Origin of the sequence: Collinsella sp. OM07-12 (assembly GCF_003438275.1) — a bacterium.
GTDB lineage: Bacteria > Actinomycetota > Coriobacteriia > Coriobacteriales > Coriobacteriaceae > Collinsella.
Map to the genome: position 1 here is coordinate 25,931 of NZ_QSTQ01000005.1, position 14,318 is coordinate 40,248.

18 protein-coding genes are annotated in these 14,318 nt (G+C 60.4%); 2 read left to right on the plus strand and 16 right to left on the minus strand.

Features of this window, described 5'->3' with window-relative positions; genetic code table 11:
- Positions 1 to 88 precede the first annotated feature (88 nt).
- Positions 89 to 466 carry a RidA family protein gene (locus tag DXB98_RS02630; protein WP_117743063.1) on the minus strand — a complete coding sequence of 126 codons (378 nt, stop codon included), beginning with the start codon at positions 464 to 466 and terminating at the stop codon, positions 89 to 91.
- Between the two features lie 297 nt (positions 467 to 763).
- On the opposite strand from DXB98_RS02630, the gene DXB98_RS02635 reads away from it, so the two are divergent.
- Together DXB98_RS02635 and DXB98_RS02640 are read left to right on the plus strand one after the other, a co-directional pair.
- Positions 764 to 3,259, plus strand: a complete 2,496-nt coding sequence (locus tag DXB98_RS02635; protein ID WP_117743064.1) for a U32 family peptidase — start codon at positions 764 to 766, stop codon at positions 3,257 to 3,259.
- A 15-nt stretch (positions 3,260 to 3,274) separates the two neighbouring features.
- Positions 3,275 to 3,934, plus strand: a complete 660-nt coding sequence (locus tag DXB98_RS02640) for an RluA family pseudouridine synthase (protein ID WP_226798422.1) — start codon at positions 3,275 to 3,277, stop codon at positions 3,932 to 3,934.
- Positions 3,935 to 4,378: 444 nt separating this feature from the next.
- Here DXB98_RS02640 and DXB98_RS02645 read toward each other — a convergent pair whose 3' ends face one another.
- The 15 genes from DXB98_RS02645 to rplC all read right to left on the minus strand — a co-directional run bounded on the left by DXB98_RS02645 (position 4,379) and on the right by rplC (position 14,035).
- Complete coding sequence (locus DXB98_RS02645; protein ID WP_117743066.1) at positions 4,379 to 5,869, minus strand: PTS fructose transporter subunit IIC; 1,491 nt, start codon at positions 5,867 to 5,869, stop codon at positions 4,379 to 4,381.
- A 255-nt stretch (positions 5,870 to 6,124) separates the two neighbouring features.
- The gene (locus tag DXB98_RS02650; protein WP_117743067.1) at positions 6,125 to 6,871 is read right to left on the minus strand and encodes a DeoR/GlpR family DNA-binding transcription regulator; all 747 of its coding nucleotides are present in this window, start codon (positions 6,869 to 6,871) and stop codon (positions 6,125 to 6,127) included.
- Between the two features lie 3 nt (positions 6,872 to 6,874).
- Positions 6,875 to 7,954, minus strand: coding sequence for a Gfo/Idh/MocA family protein (locus DXB98_RS02655; protein ID WP_117743068.1), 1,080 nt, complete (start codon positions 7,952 to 7,954; stop codon positions 6,875 to 6,877).
- A 358-nt stretch (positions 7,955 to 8,312) separates the two neighbouring features.
- Positions 8,313 to 8,618, minus strand: a complete 306-nt coding sequence (rplX, locus tag DXB98_RS02660; protein WP_099432059.1) for a 50S ribosomal protein L24 — start codon at positions 8,616 to 8,618, stop codon at positions 8,313 to 8,315.
- Between the two features lie 13 nt (positions 8,619 to 8,631).
- Complete coding sequence (rplN, locus tag DXB98_RS02665) at positions 8,632 to 9,000, minus strand: 50S ribosomal protein L14 (RefSeq protein WP_117743069.1); 369 nt, start codon at positions 8,998 to 9,000, stop codon at positions 8,632 to 8,634.
- A gap of 118 nt (positions 9,001 to 9,118) precedes the next feature.
- Complete coding sequence (gene rpsQ, locus DXB98_RS02670; protein ID WP_117734330.1) at positions 9,119 to 9,379, minus strand: 30S ribosomal protein S17; 261 nt, start codon at positions 9,377 to 9,379, stop codon at positions 9,119 to 9,121.
- Positions 9,380 to 9,395: 16 nt separating this feature from the next.
- Complete coding sequence (gene rpmC, locus DXB98_RS02675) at positions 9,396 to 9,611, minus strand: 50S ribosomal protein L29 (RefSeq protein ID WP_006235039.1); 216 nt, start codon at positions 9,609 to 9,611, stop codon at positions 9,396 to 9,398.
- A complete protein-coding gene (rplP, locus tag DXB98_RS02680) occupies positions 9,611 to 10,048 on the minus strand; it encodes a 50S ribosomal protein L16 (protein ID WP_117734329.1) in 438 nt (145 codons plus the stop codon). Before rplP ends, rpmC begins: the two co-directional genes overlap by 1 nt.
- Positions 10,048 to 10,758, minus strand: coding sequence for a 30S ribosomal protein S3 (gene rpsC, locus DXB98_RS02685; protein ID WP_006235037.1), 711 nt, complete (start codon positions 10,756 to 10,758; stop codon positions 10,048 to 10,050). Before rpsC ends, rplP begins: the two co-directional genes overlap by 1 nt.
- 6 nt (positions 10,759 to 10,764) lie before the next feature.
- Entirely contained in the window at positions 10,765 to 11,136 is a 372-nt protein-coding gene (gene rplV / locus DXB98_RS02690) for a 50S ribosomal protein L22 (RefSeq protein WP_006235036.1), read from the minus strand.
- Positions 11,137 to 11,150: 14 nt separating this feature from the next.
- Entirely contained in the window at positions 11,151 to 11,411 is a 261-nt protein-coding gene (rpsS, locus tag DXB98_RS02695) for a 30S ribosomal protein S19 (RefSeq protein ID WP_006235035.1), read from the minus strand.
- 32 nt (positions 11,412 to 11,443) lie between these two features.
- Positions 11,444 to 12,274 carry a 50S ribosomal protein L2 gene (gene rplB, locus DXB98_RS02700; RefSeq protein WP_055250219.1) on the minus strand — a complete coding sequence of 277 codons (831 nt, stop codon included), beginning with the start codon at positions 12,272 to 12,274 and terminating at the stop codon, positions 11,444 to 11,446.
- Between the two features lie 179 nt (positions 12,275 to 12,453).
- On the minus strand, positions 12,454 to 12,741 hold the full coding sequence (gene rplW / locus DXB98_RS02705; RefSeq protein ID WP_006235033.1) for a 50S ribosomal protein L23: 288 nt from the start codon (positions 12,739 to 12,741) through the stop codon (positions 12,454 to 12,456).
- On the minus strand, positions 12,742 to 13,368 hold the full coding sequence (gene rplD / locus DXB98_RS02710) for a 50S ribosomal protein L4 (protein WP_006235032.1): 627 nt from the start codon (positions 13,366 to 13,368) through the stop codon (positions 12,742 to 12,744).
- 46 nt (positions 13,369 to 13,414) lie between these two features.
- Positions 13,415 to 14,035: a 50S ribosomal protein L3 gene (gene rplC, locus DXB98_RS02715; protein ID WP_089572481.1), complete on the minus strand. Its 621-nt coding sequence runs from the start codon at positions 14,033 to 14,035 to the stop codon at positions 13,415 to 13,417.
- Positions 14,036 to 14,318 lie beyond the last annotated feature (283 nt).

Genomic DNA, 14,318 nt, shown 5'->3' on the forward strand with positions numbered 1-14,318 from the left:
AAAAGACTACCCCTGACACAAAGAACCCTGCAGCTTCGCACGCGCTGCAGGGTTCTTTTGCATGTCATGGCTTGTTTTCGCCTACATCTTAGAGAGCGGCGATGACCTCGATCTCAACGAGACCGCCAGCCGGAAGGGCAGCAACCTGGAAGGCGCTGCGCGCGGGGAACGGAGCCTCGAACTTGGAGGCGTAGATCTCGTTCACAGCAGCGAAGTCGGCAATGTCGGCCAGGTAGACCGTGGTCTTGACGACATCGGCAAACGTGGCGCCGGCAGCGGTCAGCAGGGCCTCAACGTTAGCGAGAGACTGCTTGGCCTGGGCCTCGACACCCTCGGGCATCTTGCCGGTCGCAGGGTCAATGCCCAGCTGGCCGGACAGGAACACCATGTTGCCGGTCTGGATACCGGGGGAATACGGGCCGATGGCGGCCGGTGCGTTATCAGAAGAAACAACGCTCTTGCTCATGCTCTTCTCCTTACAAGCAAAAGGGAACGGGAGCGCGGCATTCATACCGGGAGGCACAATTCGGTCTGAATGCCGCGCTTGATTGGATAGTAACCAAGGTTTTCGCGCTGTGCAAGAATTTTATTATTGTGCGAGAAAGATTTATTGCCTAACGGTTTCTCCGAACCGCCGAACGGTTCTCTTCTGGGACAGAAGCCCCAAGCTGCTGAAGACTTTATCCCGCTTGGGCCACGGGCATCTCCTGCCGCGGCGGCGCCACTATACTTTTGAGTATCTGAGCATTTTGAAAGGCAGGATATGACCGCAACCGCCAGCCGAACCACCAACCGCAGGCCCGAGCTTTTGGCCCCAGCCGGAGGCCCGGAGCCCTTTGCCGCCGCACTCGCCGCCGGGGCCGATGCCATCTACTGCGGCATGGGCAGCTTCAATGCCCGCCGCAAGGCGACCAACTTTACCGACGAGGCCTTTGAACAGGCTTGCCGCGCCGCGCACCTGGCCGGTTCGCGCGTCTACGTCACGGTGAACATCGTCATCAAGCAGTCCGAAATGGATGATGCGCTGCAGCTCATCCATCGCTGCTCCACGCTGGGCGCCGATGCCTTTATCATCCAGGACTGGGGCCTGTTCTTTGAGGTCAAGCGCACCATGCCGAGCATCGAGACGCACATCTCGACCCAGGCGAATATCCATGACGACCGCGGAACCATCTGGTGCCGCGAGCAGGGCGCCGACCGCGTAACCCTCTCGCGTGAGCTCTCCATCGACGAGATCGCCGCTATCCACGACGCCGCGCCCGATGTCGACCTCGAGGTCTTTAGCCACGGCGCCATCTGCTTTTGCTACTCGGGCCTGTGCCTGCTCTCGAGCTTTGCCATGGCGGGCCGCTCGGCCAACCGCGGTATGTGTGCCCAGCCCTGCCGCCTGCCCTACGAGCTGATCGACGAGGGCGGCCGCACGCTCTCCCCTGCCGGGCGCGAGCGCGCGCTGTGCCCGCGCGACACCAACACCTCGCAGCTCGTGCGCCGCCTGTATGACGCCGGTGCCGCGTCGCTCAAGCTCGAAGGCCGCATGAAGGCCCCCGATTACGTGTATTCCATCGTCGATGTGTATCGTCATCAAATTGACGATATGCTGGCCGATGTTTCGACCCCCAAGGACGAACAAGCCGCTCGCCAGCGCCAGCTCAAGCGCTGCTTTAACCGCGACTTTACGCATGCCTACCAGGATGGCACCTCGGGCGACGAGATGATGAGCTACGAGCGCTCCAACAACCGCGGCCAGATCGTGGGCACGGTACTGGGCAGTCGTCTGGCAAATCGCGACGTGCGCGGCCTTAAGCCCGACGACCGCCGTCGCCGCGCCGCCATCGCCCGCATTGAGCTGTTTGAGCCCGTCGGCAAGGGCGATCTGTTGGAGCTTCGTCACGACGATGAGTTCGACCAGTTCCTGACCACCATCGCCGCCGATGATGCCGCCGCCGGCGACGTCATCGAGTGCCGTGTGCCTCGCAGCATGCCCGAAGGGTGCCGTGTGCGCGTGATTCGAAGCCAGCGTGCCATTGACGCTGCTGGTGCCGCGCTCAAGCGCGACGTGCTGCGCCGCCGCGCCGTGGATGTTACCGTCGTGGCGCGTCTGGGCGAACCGTTTACCGTCACGCTTACTTGTTGCGACGACCCCGCGCTCACCGCTACCGCCACGGGCTTTACCGTCGAGGCCGCCAAGACCCGCGCCGTCGAGGCGTCCGATCTGGTAGAGCATGTGGGCCGCATGGGTTCCTCGCCCTTTGAGGCCGCGAGCTTTGATGTGGCACTCGATGAGGGCTGCGGCATGGGCTTCTCCGCTGTGCACAAGGTGCGCACCGCCGCCTGCAAGGCGCTGGAGGAGGCCATTCTGGCGCCGTATGAGGAGCGTGCCCGCACGCTCGAGCTGCCGGCGATTGTAACCAATGATTCCCGCCCCGCGCCCGCACACTACCGTGATGAGCCGCAAATCTGCGCCACCGTCACCACGCTCGAGGCTGCCGAGGCAGCCCGCGCGGAGGGCGCAACGCGCATCTACATGACCACCGACGTACTCGATGCGGCCGGGCTCTCCCCCACCGATGCATTTGAGCAGGGTATCGTGCCCGTACTCGACGAGGTCTGCCGCGCCGTTGACCACGCGCGCATTGACCCGTGGGTTGTTGCCGGTGCCACGATCGCTATTGGCAACATCTCTGAGCTTGCCCTGGCCGCCCAGGTTGGCGCCACGGCGGAGGTCCGCTCTTGCCTGCCCGTGCACAACGTGCCTTGCATGGAGGCACTTGCCGAGCGCGGAGCCGGCGCGTTTTGGCTCTCGCCCGAGATCACACTCGACGAGATCGTCTCGCTTGGCACCGCCGCGCCTGCAGCCTTGGGCATCACCGTGTTCGGCCGCCCGCGCGTTATGACGAGCGAGCACTGCATTCTGCAGGTTGCCAACGGGTGCATCCACGATTGCGCCAACTGCCGCCTGCGTGCCCGCAAGCTCTCGCTCAAGAACATCGATGGCAAGGTCATGCCCGTGCGCACCGACATTCACGGCCGCTCGCGCCTGTACGACGCCTACCCCATCGACCTCACGCCGCAGGTGCCGCAGCTGCTCGATGCCGGCGTGCGCCGTCTTATGGTCGACGGGACACTTCTGGATGTCGACGAGGTGGGCCGCGCCGTCGCGCGCGTCCGTCGCGCCGTCGAGGCAGCACAAGCCGGCCGCAAGCCCGCCGCCCGCCTACGCGGGGCGACCTCGGGCTGCATGTTTGTGGGAATCAGCTAACCGAAAGGCTTACACGTGAACGAAGAACCTCAAGTCCTCTACTGCGACGCTTGGCTCATGGCCATCGACAAGCCCGCCGGCATGATCGTCCACGGCGACGGCACCGGCGAGCGCACGCTCACCGACTACGCCAGCGACCTGCTGCTGGCGATGGGCGACGGCTTTGCCGCGACCGACATGCAGCCGCTCAACCGCCTGGACCGCGACACCACCGGCGTGGTGCTGTTCTCGCTCGACAAGCAGACGCAGCCCGCCTTTGACCAGATGGTCATCGACCACGCTTTCGAAAAGCACTACCTGGCGCTCGCCGAGGGCAAGATCGACTGGAACGAAAAGCTCATCGACAAGCCCATCGCCCGCGACCGTCACGACAGCCGAAAGATGCGCGTCGGCGCCAGCGGCAAGCCCTCTCAGACGCGCGTCAAGGTGCTCAAGCGCCTTAAGAGCCGCCGCGGCCTGCCCACGCGTTCGTATATCGATGTCGAGCTGCTCACCGGACGCAAACACCAAATCCGTGTGCATCTGGCGAGCGAGCGTCATCCCCTGGTAGGCGACGAGCTCTACGGCACGCCGCGTCCCTGCGGCCTTATGCTCCACGCCCACAGCGTGTCCTTCACGCATCCCGTAACCGGCGAGCACATCCACATCGAGGCCCCCTGCCCCTGGGAGCCCTAAACCACCACAATGGGGACAGGCACCTTTGTGGTGGTTTTGCCGCAATGGCTCAGCCGCGGTCCCAAAACGTCTCGATCTGTAACAGTTAGAACCCATTTTTCGGTCTATCTGTTACAGATCGAGACATTCGAATCCCCCTCAAGAGAAAATCTCAATCTGTAACAATAACTCGGCAAAATCGGCCCAAGATGTTACAGATTGAGATATTCGGATCCCACCGGAGAAATCATCTCAATCTGTAACATCTGGAGCCCGCATTTTGGCCTTCCTGTTACAGATTGAGACGTTATGGGACCACCAGGAAAAATATCTTAGCTTGTAACATCTGGAACCCATATCCCTCTCTTCCTGTTACAGATCGAGACAAATCCCCAAACAGCAAAAGGCGGCAACGTCCCTGGTGGACGTTGCCGCCTTTCCATTGGCAAGACCCTTCCGCTCCCGCTACTCGGTAGCCTTGTCGAGAGGCTTCTTAAGGAAGCTCAGAACCAAGCAGCCGACCACAGCGCCGATAGCAAGGGCCAACAGGTACTGCACCGGGTTCGTGATGACCGCGATAACCCAGGCGCCACCGTGCGGAGCGGGGCTCGCGCAACCAAAGAGCATCGACAGACCGCCGGCGGTCGCAGATCCCAGGATGCAGGCGGGCAACACGCGAAGCGGATCGGCCGCGGCAAAGGGAATGGCACCCTCGGTGATAAACGACAGACCCATGATGTAGTTCACCAGGCCTGCCTTGCGATCGGCCTCGGTCCAGCGGTTCTTAAAGAACGTCGTGGAGAGCGCGATGACCAGCGGCGGTACCATACCGCCCGCCATGACGGCAGCCATGATCATATTGCCCTGCAGCGTTTGCTCGGCAAGGGCCGCGGTGCCAAAGACATATGCGGCCTTGTTGATGGGACCACCCATGTCGGTCGCCTGCATGCCGGCGCAGATAATGCCCAAAAGAACGATGCTCGTGCCCGAAAGACCGTTGAGCGCGCCGCTAATGGCGGTGTTGATAACGCCCATAATCGGGTTAACGGCCATCATAAAGAGACTCGTAAAGAGAATGCCCAGCACGGGGTAGATGAGCATGGGCTTGATACCGTCGAGCGACTCGGGTAGCACGCTTGCAGCCTTCTTGAGCGCATTGACGATAATGCCGGCGGCAAAACCGACCAGCAGCGCGCCCAAAAAGCCAGCAGAGACAAGCTGAGCCTGGGCATCGGCATCCATTGCCGTGGTGAGATAGCCCAACGTAAAGCCCTGTTTTGCAATCCAGCCACCCACAAAGCCCGCGGCCAAGCCCGGACGGTCAGCAATGGACATGGCAATATAGCCCGCAAGGATGGGGAGCATAAAGTTGAACGCCTGGTTGCCCGCAAGGTTAAAGAAGGCCGCGACCGGAGTGCTGTGGCCGTATGCGCTCGTGCCCAGCCCCGCCTGGTCCAGCAAGAACGAAAGCGCCATGAGGATGCCGCCGCCAACAACAAAGGGGAGCATGTGCGAAACGCCGTTCATCAGGTCCTTATAGACCCTGCGGCCCAAACCCTCGGATTCGCCCTCGGCAGCCGCCTGTACCGCGGCGCCGCCGGACACATGATGAATAGGCGCATTGCCCGCAAGCGCAATATTGATAAGTTCCTCGGCGTCATTAATGCCACGCGTCACCGCACAGGAGTAAACCGACTTGCCATCGAAGCGATCGAGCTCGACATTTTTATCCGCCGCAATGATGACACCCTTGGCACCAGCGATGTCTGCCGCGGTCAGTACATTTTTAGCGCCGCCCGAACCCTGAGTCTCGACCTTAATGCTCACGCCCATCTTGGCTGCCTGGTCTTCCAACCCTTTGGCCGCCATAAATGTGTGAGCAATGCCCGTTGGACATGCCGTGATGGCAACGACATCGTAAGTGCCGCCCCCCACCTTCTCGTTTGCAGCTGACATGTTTCCTCCTTTTGCACAAGCAGGCCCAGCCCTCCCCTTCTGAGGGTCACAACCTGCGTATTACCTTGTGTTTGAGTGATTGATAGCACCGAAGTGACGGCGCTTTTAAGCGATATCTATACGATGGCCCCGGCGGGCATGATCACGTCGTATGGAAACAGGGGTACTGGGAAATCATGCCCGACGGGGCCATCGGAACCACCAGAATGGGGACAGGCACCTTTTTGGTGGTTTTGGCCTTACTTCGCCCCGTTGCTAAACCGTGATGACGTTTTCCATCGTCTGGTACTTGGCGGGCACCTCGCCCGCAGTGATAACCGTTGCGTCACGGAAGTCCGCAAATTTTACGGGAGCCACCATGCCAAACTTACTGGCGTCCGAGATTACGAAGCGTTTGGCTGTATGGCGCATCGAGATACGCTTGACCTGCGCTTCCTCGATATCGGGCGTCGTAAAGCCCTGCTCGGCGGCAATGCCGTTAGAACCCCAAAAGCCGCAGTTAAAGTTGTAGCGGTCTAGGGTTGCCAGAGCATCGGGGCCAACGAGCGCCTCGGTCTCGGGTTTAAGCTCGCCGCCCAGCACCACGGTGCGCATGCCGCGCACAGCGAGATGCTGAGCATGGAGCACGGAATCAGTCACATAGGTGACCGATTCGAGATGCGGAAGATGCTCGATGAGTCTGAGCGTTGTCGAACCCGAATCGATGTACACAAAGCTCTCGGGCTCCACGAGCGCCGCGGCGCGGGCGCAGATACGCTCCTTGTCGTCGTTATGGAGATCACTGCGCTCACTGATCGTTAGGTCGCGCGTCACGTGCGCGCGCTCAAGACTTGTCGCGCCACCGTGCACCTTGGCGATGCGGTGCGCTCGGTCGAGCGTCTGTAGGTCGCGTCGAATGGTAGAGGCCGTCACGCCCAGGGCATCGGCAAGCTCGGGCACCGTTACCGAGCCAGCCTGCTGCACCATCGACACAATCGTATTGAGCCTATCTTCCGCAAGCATCGCTTACTCCTCCTCGGGGTAGACGACTCCCCAATCGGCGCGGAGCTTGGTCATGAGCTCCATCACATCAGAAGCATAATCCAGAAGCTCACGCTTGGAATCGTCGCCGGCGACGGCCTGCTCGAGGTCAGCCATCTCGTAGCACAGGGCATAAGCCTCGGTGCCCGCGGCGACCTCCTCGCGACGACCGTCCGCGGTCCAAACGATCGTCGCGTGATCGGCGCGCGGATACTCGTTGACCTCGACATAGCAATTGTCAAAGCTGATAACCGAGCGCTTTGGCTGCTTGGAGTGGAGCGTAAGGCTCACGACGCCCAGCTGCTGCTCGGCATTGCGGCAGACGATGCCGCCTGCAACGTCCACGCCGGTCTCGCAGGTGTTACCCAGAGACACGACCTCGACGGGCTGGCTCGCCATAAACAGGCGCATGACGGACAGGGCGTATACGCCAATATCGAGCATGGCACCGCCGGCGAGGTTGCGGTTGTAGAAACGGTTGGTCAGATCGCCGTACTCCTTGTAGCTACCAAAGTTGAGCTGAGCGAGGTTCATGCGGCCAAACTCGCCGGCATCCATGCGGCGGCGCAGCTCTTGATACAAAGGCATGTGGAGCACCGTGGTAGCGTCCATAAGGACCACGTTGTGTTCGGCGGCAATGGCGCGGGCCTCATCGAGCTCGGCGGAGTTGAGCGTGATGGCCTTCTCGCAGAGAACGTGCTTGCCGGCCGCCAGGGCGGCGCGCAGATAGGTGATATGGGTGTTGTGCGGGGTGGTGATGTAGACGGCGTCGATGTCAGGATCGGCGTAGAGATCCTCAACCGTGTCATAGACCTTCTCGACGCCGTACTGGTCGGCAAAAGTCTGAGCCTTGGTGAGCGTGCGGTTGGCAACGCCCGTAAGCTTGCGGCCGGCCAGGGCAAGGGACTGAGCCATCTGGTTGGCAATAACGCCGCAACCGATCACAGCCCAACGGAGCTCGGGAGCCGTAAAGATGTCGTTAGGGAACGGCTTGTCCTGGACCGAAGCAAATGCTGCTTTGGCGGCTGCCGCGGCGTCGAGTGGAGCCTGCTTAGAATCTGCCATTATGTGTCTCCTGTGTCATAGAACGTCTTGCATTTCTGACAGCTCTATATTCGCACAAACACGCGCGTCTGTGCGCGTTTTTGCGTATCTCACCGCTAAACGGTCATTATTGCCCCGTAAACGGCACATATATACGCATAGGTGCGTAATTAAACGCAATCTAACGCGCATAAACGCGCACACAAGCAATTTATACAGCACGACCCGCTCATTTATGCTTACCCAGTTAGGGTACTCATGTAAGTCTGTCCCCAATGAGTAACTCATTTAAGTATGTCCCCAATGAGTGGGGATCAAAAAAGGCCCGGGTGCCGTGGGGCATCCGGGCCTTTGCTAGCAACTTGATGTTGCGGGCAGCTTAGAACTTGTGGCCGCACTTCTTGCAGACGCGCAGCTTGTTCTTGCCGTCCTTCTCGTGACCGACGCGGGTAACCTTACCACACTCGGGGCAAACGAGATTGACGTTGGAGGCGTCGATGGGAGCCTCCTGCGAAACGATGCCGCCCTGCTGGTTGGCAGCGTTGGGCTTGACGGCCTTCTTAACGACCGAAACGCCCTCGACAACGACCTTGTTCTCGGCGGGGAGAGCACGCAGGATAACGCCCTGCTTGCCGCGATCCTTACCAGAGAGAACCTGGACCTTATCGCCCTTCTTGATATACATATATCTCCCCTAACTACAGGGTCTCGGGAGCGAGCGAGACGATCTTCATGTACTTCTTGTCACGAAGCTCGCGAGCGACGGGCCCGAAGATACGGGTGCCGACGGGCGAACCATCGTTGTTGATGACGACGCAGGCGTTGTCATCAAAGCGAATGTAGGAGCCATCCTTGCGGCGGATCTCCTTAACGGTGCGAACGACGACGCAACGGACAACGTCCTTCTTCTTGACGTTGGCGCCAGGGTTAGCCTCCTGGACAGCACCGATGAACACATCGCCGATGCCTGCATAACGACGCTTGGAACCGCCAAGCACCTTGATGCAGCGAATCTTGCGAGCGCCGGAGTTGTCGGCGACGTTCAGCATGGTTTGCATCTGAATCATGGTAGATGTTCCTCCGAACTAAGAACCGAAGAGAGGTGCGCAGCCTTTATACGGCCCGTGGTATGCAAGCCAGGCATACGCACATCTTCGGAAACGTACAAGTCGTAAGAGCGACTGCTTATTTAGCGCGCTCGACGACCTCGATGAGGCGCCAACGCTTCATCTTGGACATAGGACGGGTCTCCATAACGCGGACAGTATCGCCCACGCCAGCCGTGCACTCCTCGTCATGAGCGTGCAGCTTCTTGGAGGTGGTCATCATCTTGCCGTACTTGGGGTGACGCTTGCGCTCGGTGATGGTGACGACGATGGTCTTGGCACCGGAGACAGAGGTAACGACACCCGTACGGACCTTACGCGTGTTACGCGAATCAGTCATGTTCTCTCCTTAGGTCCTACTCGGCGACAGCGGACTTCTCCGCTGCGATCTCGCGGGCACGCTGCTCCGTGAGGACACGAGCAATGTCCTTCTTCACGGTGTTAACGCGAGCGGTGTTGTCCAGCTGGCTGGTGGCCATCTGGAAACGAAGGTTAAAGAGCTCGGCGCGCATTTCCTTCAGCTTCTCAACGAGCTGAGCGTCCGAGAGCTCACGAATCTCTGCGGGCTTCATTAGTTCTCCTCCTCGGCCGTCTCTTTAGCGGCAGGCTTAGCGACGATCTTGGTCTTGATGGGGAGCTTGTGCTGCGCCAGACGCAGAGCCTCGCGAGCGACCTCCTCGGGCACGCCCTTGACCTCGAACATAATGCGGCCGGGCTTGACGACGGCCACCCACTCCTCGGGGTTACCCTTACCGGAGCCCATGCGGGTCTCCGCAGGCTTCTTGGTGATGGGCTTATCGGGGAAGATCGTGATGTAGACACGACCGCCACGCTTCATGTAGCGGGTCATGGCAATACGAGCAGCCTCGATCTGACGGTTGGTGATCCAATGGGCCTCGAGAGCCTGGATACCGAACTCGCCGAAATGCAGCTCGGTATTACCCTTGGCCTGGCCCTTCATGGAGCCACGCTGCACCTTGCGGTGAAGAATACGCTTAGGGGCAAGCACTACTGACCCCTCCTCTCGGAGTTACGACGACGAGGACGGGAAGAGCCCTCGAGTGCAGGGTTGGGAACAGGCTGGCCCGGGAGCTTCTCGCCCAGGTAGATCCAGACCTTCACGCCGCAAGCGCCCATGGTGGTGCTGGCGACAGCCGTGCCGTAGTCGATCTTGGCACGGAGGGTGTGCAGAGGCACGCGACCCTCACGGTACCACTCACGACGACCCATCTCGGCACCGCCGAGACGACCAGAGCACTGGATACGGATGCCCTTGGCGCCGGCCTTGCGGGCGGACTGGACAGCCTTGCGCATAGCGCGACGGAAGGCAACGCGGCCCTCGAGCTGCTCGGCGATAGACTGAGCAACGAGGTTGGCGTCGAGCTCGGGGCGCTTGATCTCGACAACGTCGACGGAGAGCTGGCCCTTGGAGACGCCAGCGACCTTCTCGAGCTCGGTGCGGAGGGTATCGATCTCGGCACCCTTCTTACCGATGACAACGCCGGGGCGAGCGGTGAGGATGATGACCTTCACCTTGTCGCCAGCGCGCTCGATCTCGACGCGGGAGACAGCTGCGCGGGAAAGACGCTTCTCGAGGTACTTGCGGATCTCGAGATCGTTACCGAGGGTCTTAGCGTAATCCTTCTCTGCGAACCAGCGGGAGCGCCAGTTCTCGGTAATCCCAAGACGGAAGCCGGTGGGGTAGACTTTCTGACCCATACAGCTTTACGCCTCCTTTCGAGGAGCAACGACGACGGTGATGTGGGAAGTACGCTTCAGAATACGAGAAGCGGATCCCTTGGCGCGGGGACGGATGCGCTTAAGCGTCGGACCCTCGTCAACATAGGCAGCGGCGACAACCAGGTTGTCGGCACGCAGACCGTTGTTGTTCTCGGCGTTCGCAACGGCGGAACGGAGAACCTTCTCGACATCCACGGCGACGGCGCGGTCGCAGAAGTGGAGGATGTCGAAGGCCTGAGCGACAGGCTTGCGGCGGATCAAATCGACCACCAGGCGGGCCTTGCTGGGGGAAACACGCACGTACTTAGCGACGGCGCGAACCTCGGTGGCCTCAGTTTCAATAGACTTAGTTGCCATTTACGGTTAACCCCCTATTTGGCCTTGTGGCCACGGAACGTACGAGTCGGCGCGAACTCGCCGAGCTTGTGACCAACCATGGACTCGGTAACATACACGGGCACATGTTTGCGGCCGTCGTGGACGGCGATGGTGTGACCAACCATCTCGGGGAAGATGGTGGACGCGCGGGACCAGGTCTTCACGACGTCCTTCTTGCCAGCCTCGTTCATCGCGGTGATACGCGAGAGAAGGCGAGTCTCCACGAACGGGCCCTTTTTGAGACTTCTGCTCATAAGTGCTTTCTCCTAAAACTCGGTATCCGAAATTACTTCTTACGGCGACGAATGATGTGCTGGTTCGAGACCTTCTTCTTCTTGCGCGTACGAAGGCCCTTCGTCGGCTTACCCCAGGGGGTAACAGAGGGACGACCAGAGGTGTGGTTCTTGCCCTCGCCACCGCCGTGCGGGTGGTCGACAGGGTTCATGACGGTACCGCGGACGGTCGGGCGCACGTTCATGTGACGCTTACGGCCGGCCTTGCCGATGACGATGTTGGCGTGATCGGCGTTGCCGACCTCACCGACGGTGGCGCGGCAGGTAACGAGGATGCGGCGCATCTCGGAGGAAGGCATACGGACGATAGCGTACTTGCCCTCCTTACCCATCAGCTGACAGGAGTTACCGGCGGAACGGGCGATAGCAGCGCCCTTGCCCGGCTGGAACTCGACGGCGTGGATGAGCGTACCGACGGGGATGTCGGCGAGGGGCAGAGCGTTGCCCGGCTTGATGTCGGCGTCAGAACCGGACATGATGGTCTGACCGACCTCGAGGCCCTTGGGGGCCAGGATGTAGCGCTTCTCACCGTCAGCGTAGTGCAGCAGAGCGATGCGAGCGGAACGGTTCGGATCGTACTCGATCGTGGCAACCTTGGCGGGCACGCCGTCCTTGTTGCGCTTGAAGTCGATCACGCGGTAACGACGCTTCACGCCGCCGCCCTGGTGGCGGGTGGTGATGCGACCGTTGTTGTTACGACCGGCCTTCTTGGGCAGGGGCTCGAGAAGAGACTTCTCGGGCTTGGTGCAGGTGATCTCGGAGAAGTCGGAGATCGTCTGCCAACGCCTACCAGCGGAGGTCGGCTTAAGGTGCTTTACAGCCATTACAATCCCTTTCAATAGGAATCCGTTAGCCATCGCAGACAGGGATTCGAGGTTCTGCCTCGGGTGCGATGACACCGGACGTATACACGGTTCCGGGCGTGTCCATTTTATACGCCCAAAACCTTGAGCTCTCGCCTCCCCTATTTGGGAGGCATGAGCTCACTCAACAGCAGCGAGTCTTAGGCCTGGTTGCCAAAGACCTCGATGGTGTCGCCCTCGGCCAGCGTGACGATGGCCTTCTTCCAAGAACGGGTCTTGCCGGCGACATAGCGCACGCGCTTGGTCTTGGGCTTGACCGTCAGGGTGTTCACGCGAACGACCTTGACGCCGAAGATCTCCTCGACAGCGTCCTTGATCTGATACTTGTTAGCATCCTTGGCGACCTCGAACGTGTACTTGTTCTGCTCCATGCCGGAGAAGGAACGCTCGGACACGATCGGACGGATGATGATCTCGTGGGCGGTCATTTATGCAAGCACCTCCCCGAAGTGAGCGGCGATGTCGGCGGGCATCAGCACGGCGTTGTTGTTGACGAGGTCGTAGGTGTTGGCCTCGTCGGCGGTGATGATGAACGTCTTGGGAATGTTGCGGAACGACAGGTAGGCGTTGACGTCCTCATCGCGAACGATGATGGTCAGACGCTTGCCCTCAAGGCCGAGAGCCTTGAGCATGGCGACGGCAGCCTTGGTGGAAGGCTTCTCGAAGCCGTAGTCGTCGACGAGCACGAGCTCGCCATCGGCCAGCTTGGCGGACAGCGCGGAGCGCATAGCCAGCTTGACCTCCTTGTTGTTCATGCGCTTAGCGTAGGAACGGGGCTTGGGGGCGAAGACGACGCCACCGTGACGCCACTGGGCAGCACGGATGGAACCCTGGCGGGCACGGCCAGTACCCTTCTGACGCCAAGGCTTCTTGCCGCCACCGGAAACCTCAGAGCGACCCTTAGCAGACTGGGTGCCCTGACGCCAAGAGGCCATCTGGCACTTGACGATGTGGTGCATAACGTGGATGTTCGGCTCGATGCCGTACACCTCAGCGGCGAGCTCGGCCTCGGCGACCTTCTTGCCCTCGCTGTTCTTTACTTCAAACTTTGCCATTTAAGTGTTCTCCTTGGTATGACGCTGGGCTAAATGGGCTGGGCCCTTAGGCCATACGGATGGCGACGAGACCATTCTTGGCACCCGGGACAGCGCCCTTGACCAAGATGAGGTTCTGCTCGGCATCGATGCGGACAACGGAAAGGTTCTTGACGGTAACGCGCTCGTTACCCATGTGACCGGCCATCTTGACGCCCTTGAGGACGCGCGCAGGATAGGCGCACTGACCGATAGAACCGGGGTGACGCTGGAAGTGAGAACCATGCGTCATAGGACCGCGGCGCTGACCCCAGCGCTTGATGCGACCCTGGAAGCCCTTACCCTTGGAGGTGCCGATGACGTCGACCTTCTCGACATCGGCGAAATCAGCGACGGTAACGACCTCGCCGACCTTGTGCTCCTCGCCGTTCTCGACGCGGACCTCACGAAGGAAGCGGACAGGCTCGACGCCAGCCTTGGCGAAGTGACCAGCCATGGGCTTGTTCACGTTCTTGGCCTTGATGTCGCCGAAACCGATCTGGACGGCGTCATAGCCGTCGGTTGCCTGAGTTTTAACCTGCGAGACAGCGCAGGGGCCAGCCTGGATGACCGTGACGGGAACGACGTTGTCGTTCTCGTCCCAAACCTGGGTCATGCCAATCTTGCGGCCGAGAATCATGCTGATCAAGATATGATCCCAACTCTCGCGTGGTCTTGGGACAATGCGTACACCACCGAGCGTACGCCCCTAGAGGACCACTACTTACACAACGTGCTCCCCAGCCTTGTATTGTGCCCGAACTACCTGACAACCCTATTAAGCAGGCATTTTGTCCAGCCAGAATACTCCCCTGGTTTCACACAGCTGTTTAGTATACACGGCTGCGGGCGTATCCATCGAGATTCATATTTCACTCACATTGTTTACGCAGGTAAAGTGCGTGGAGTCGCCTGGGCTTTGGCGGAGGGGC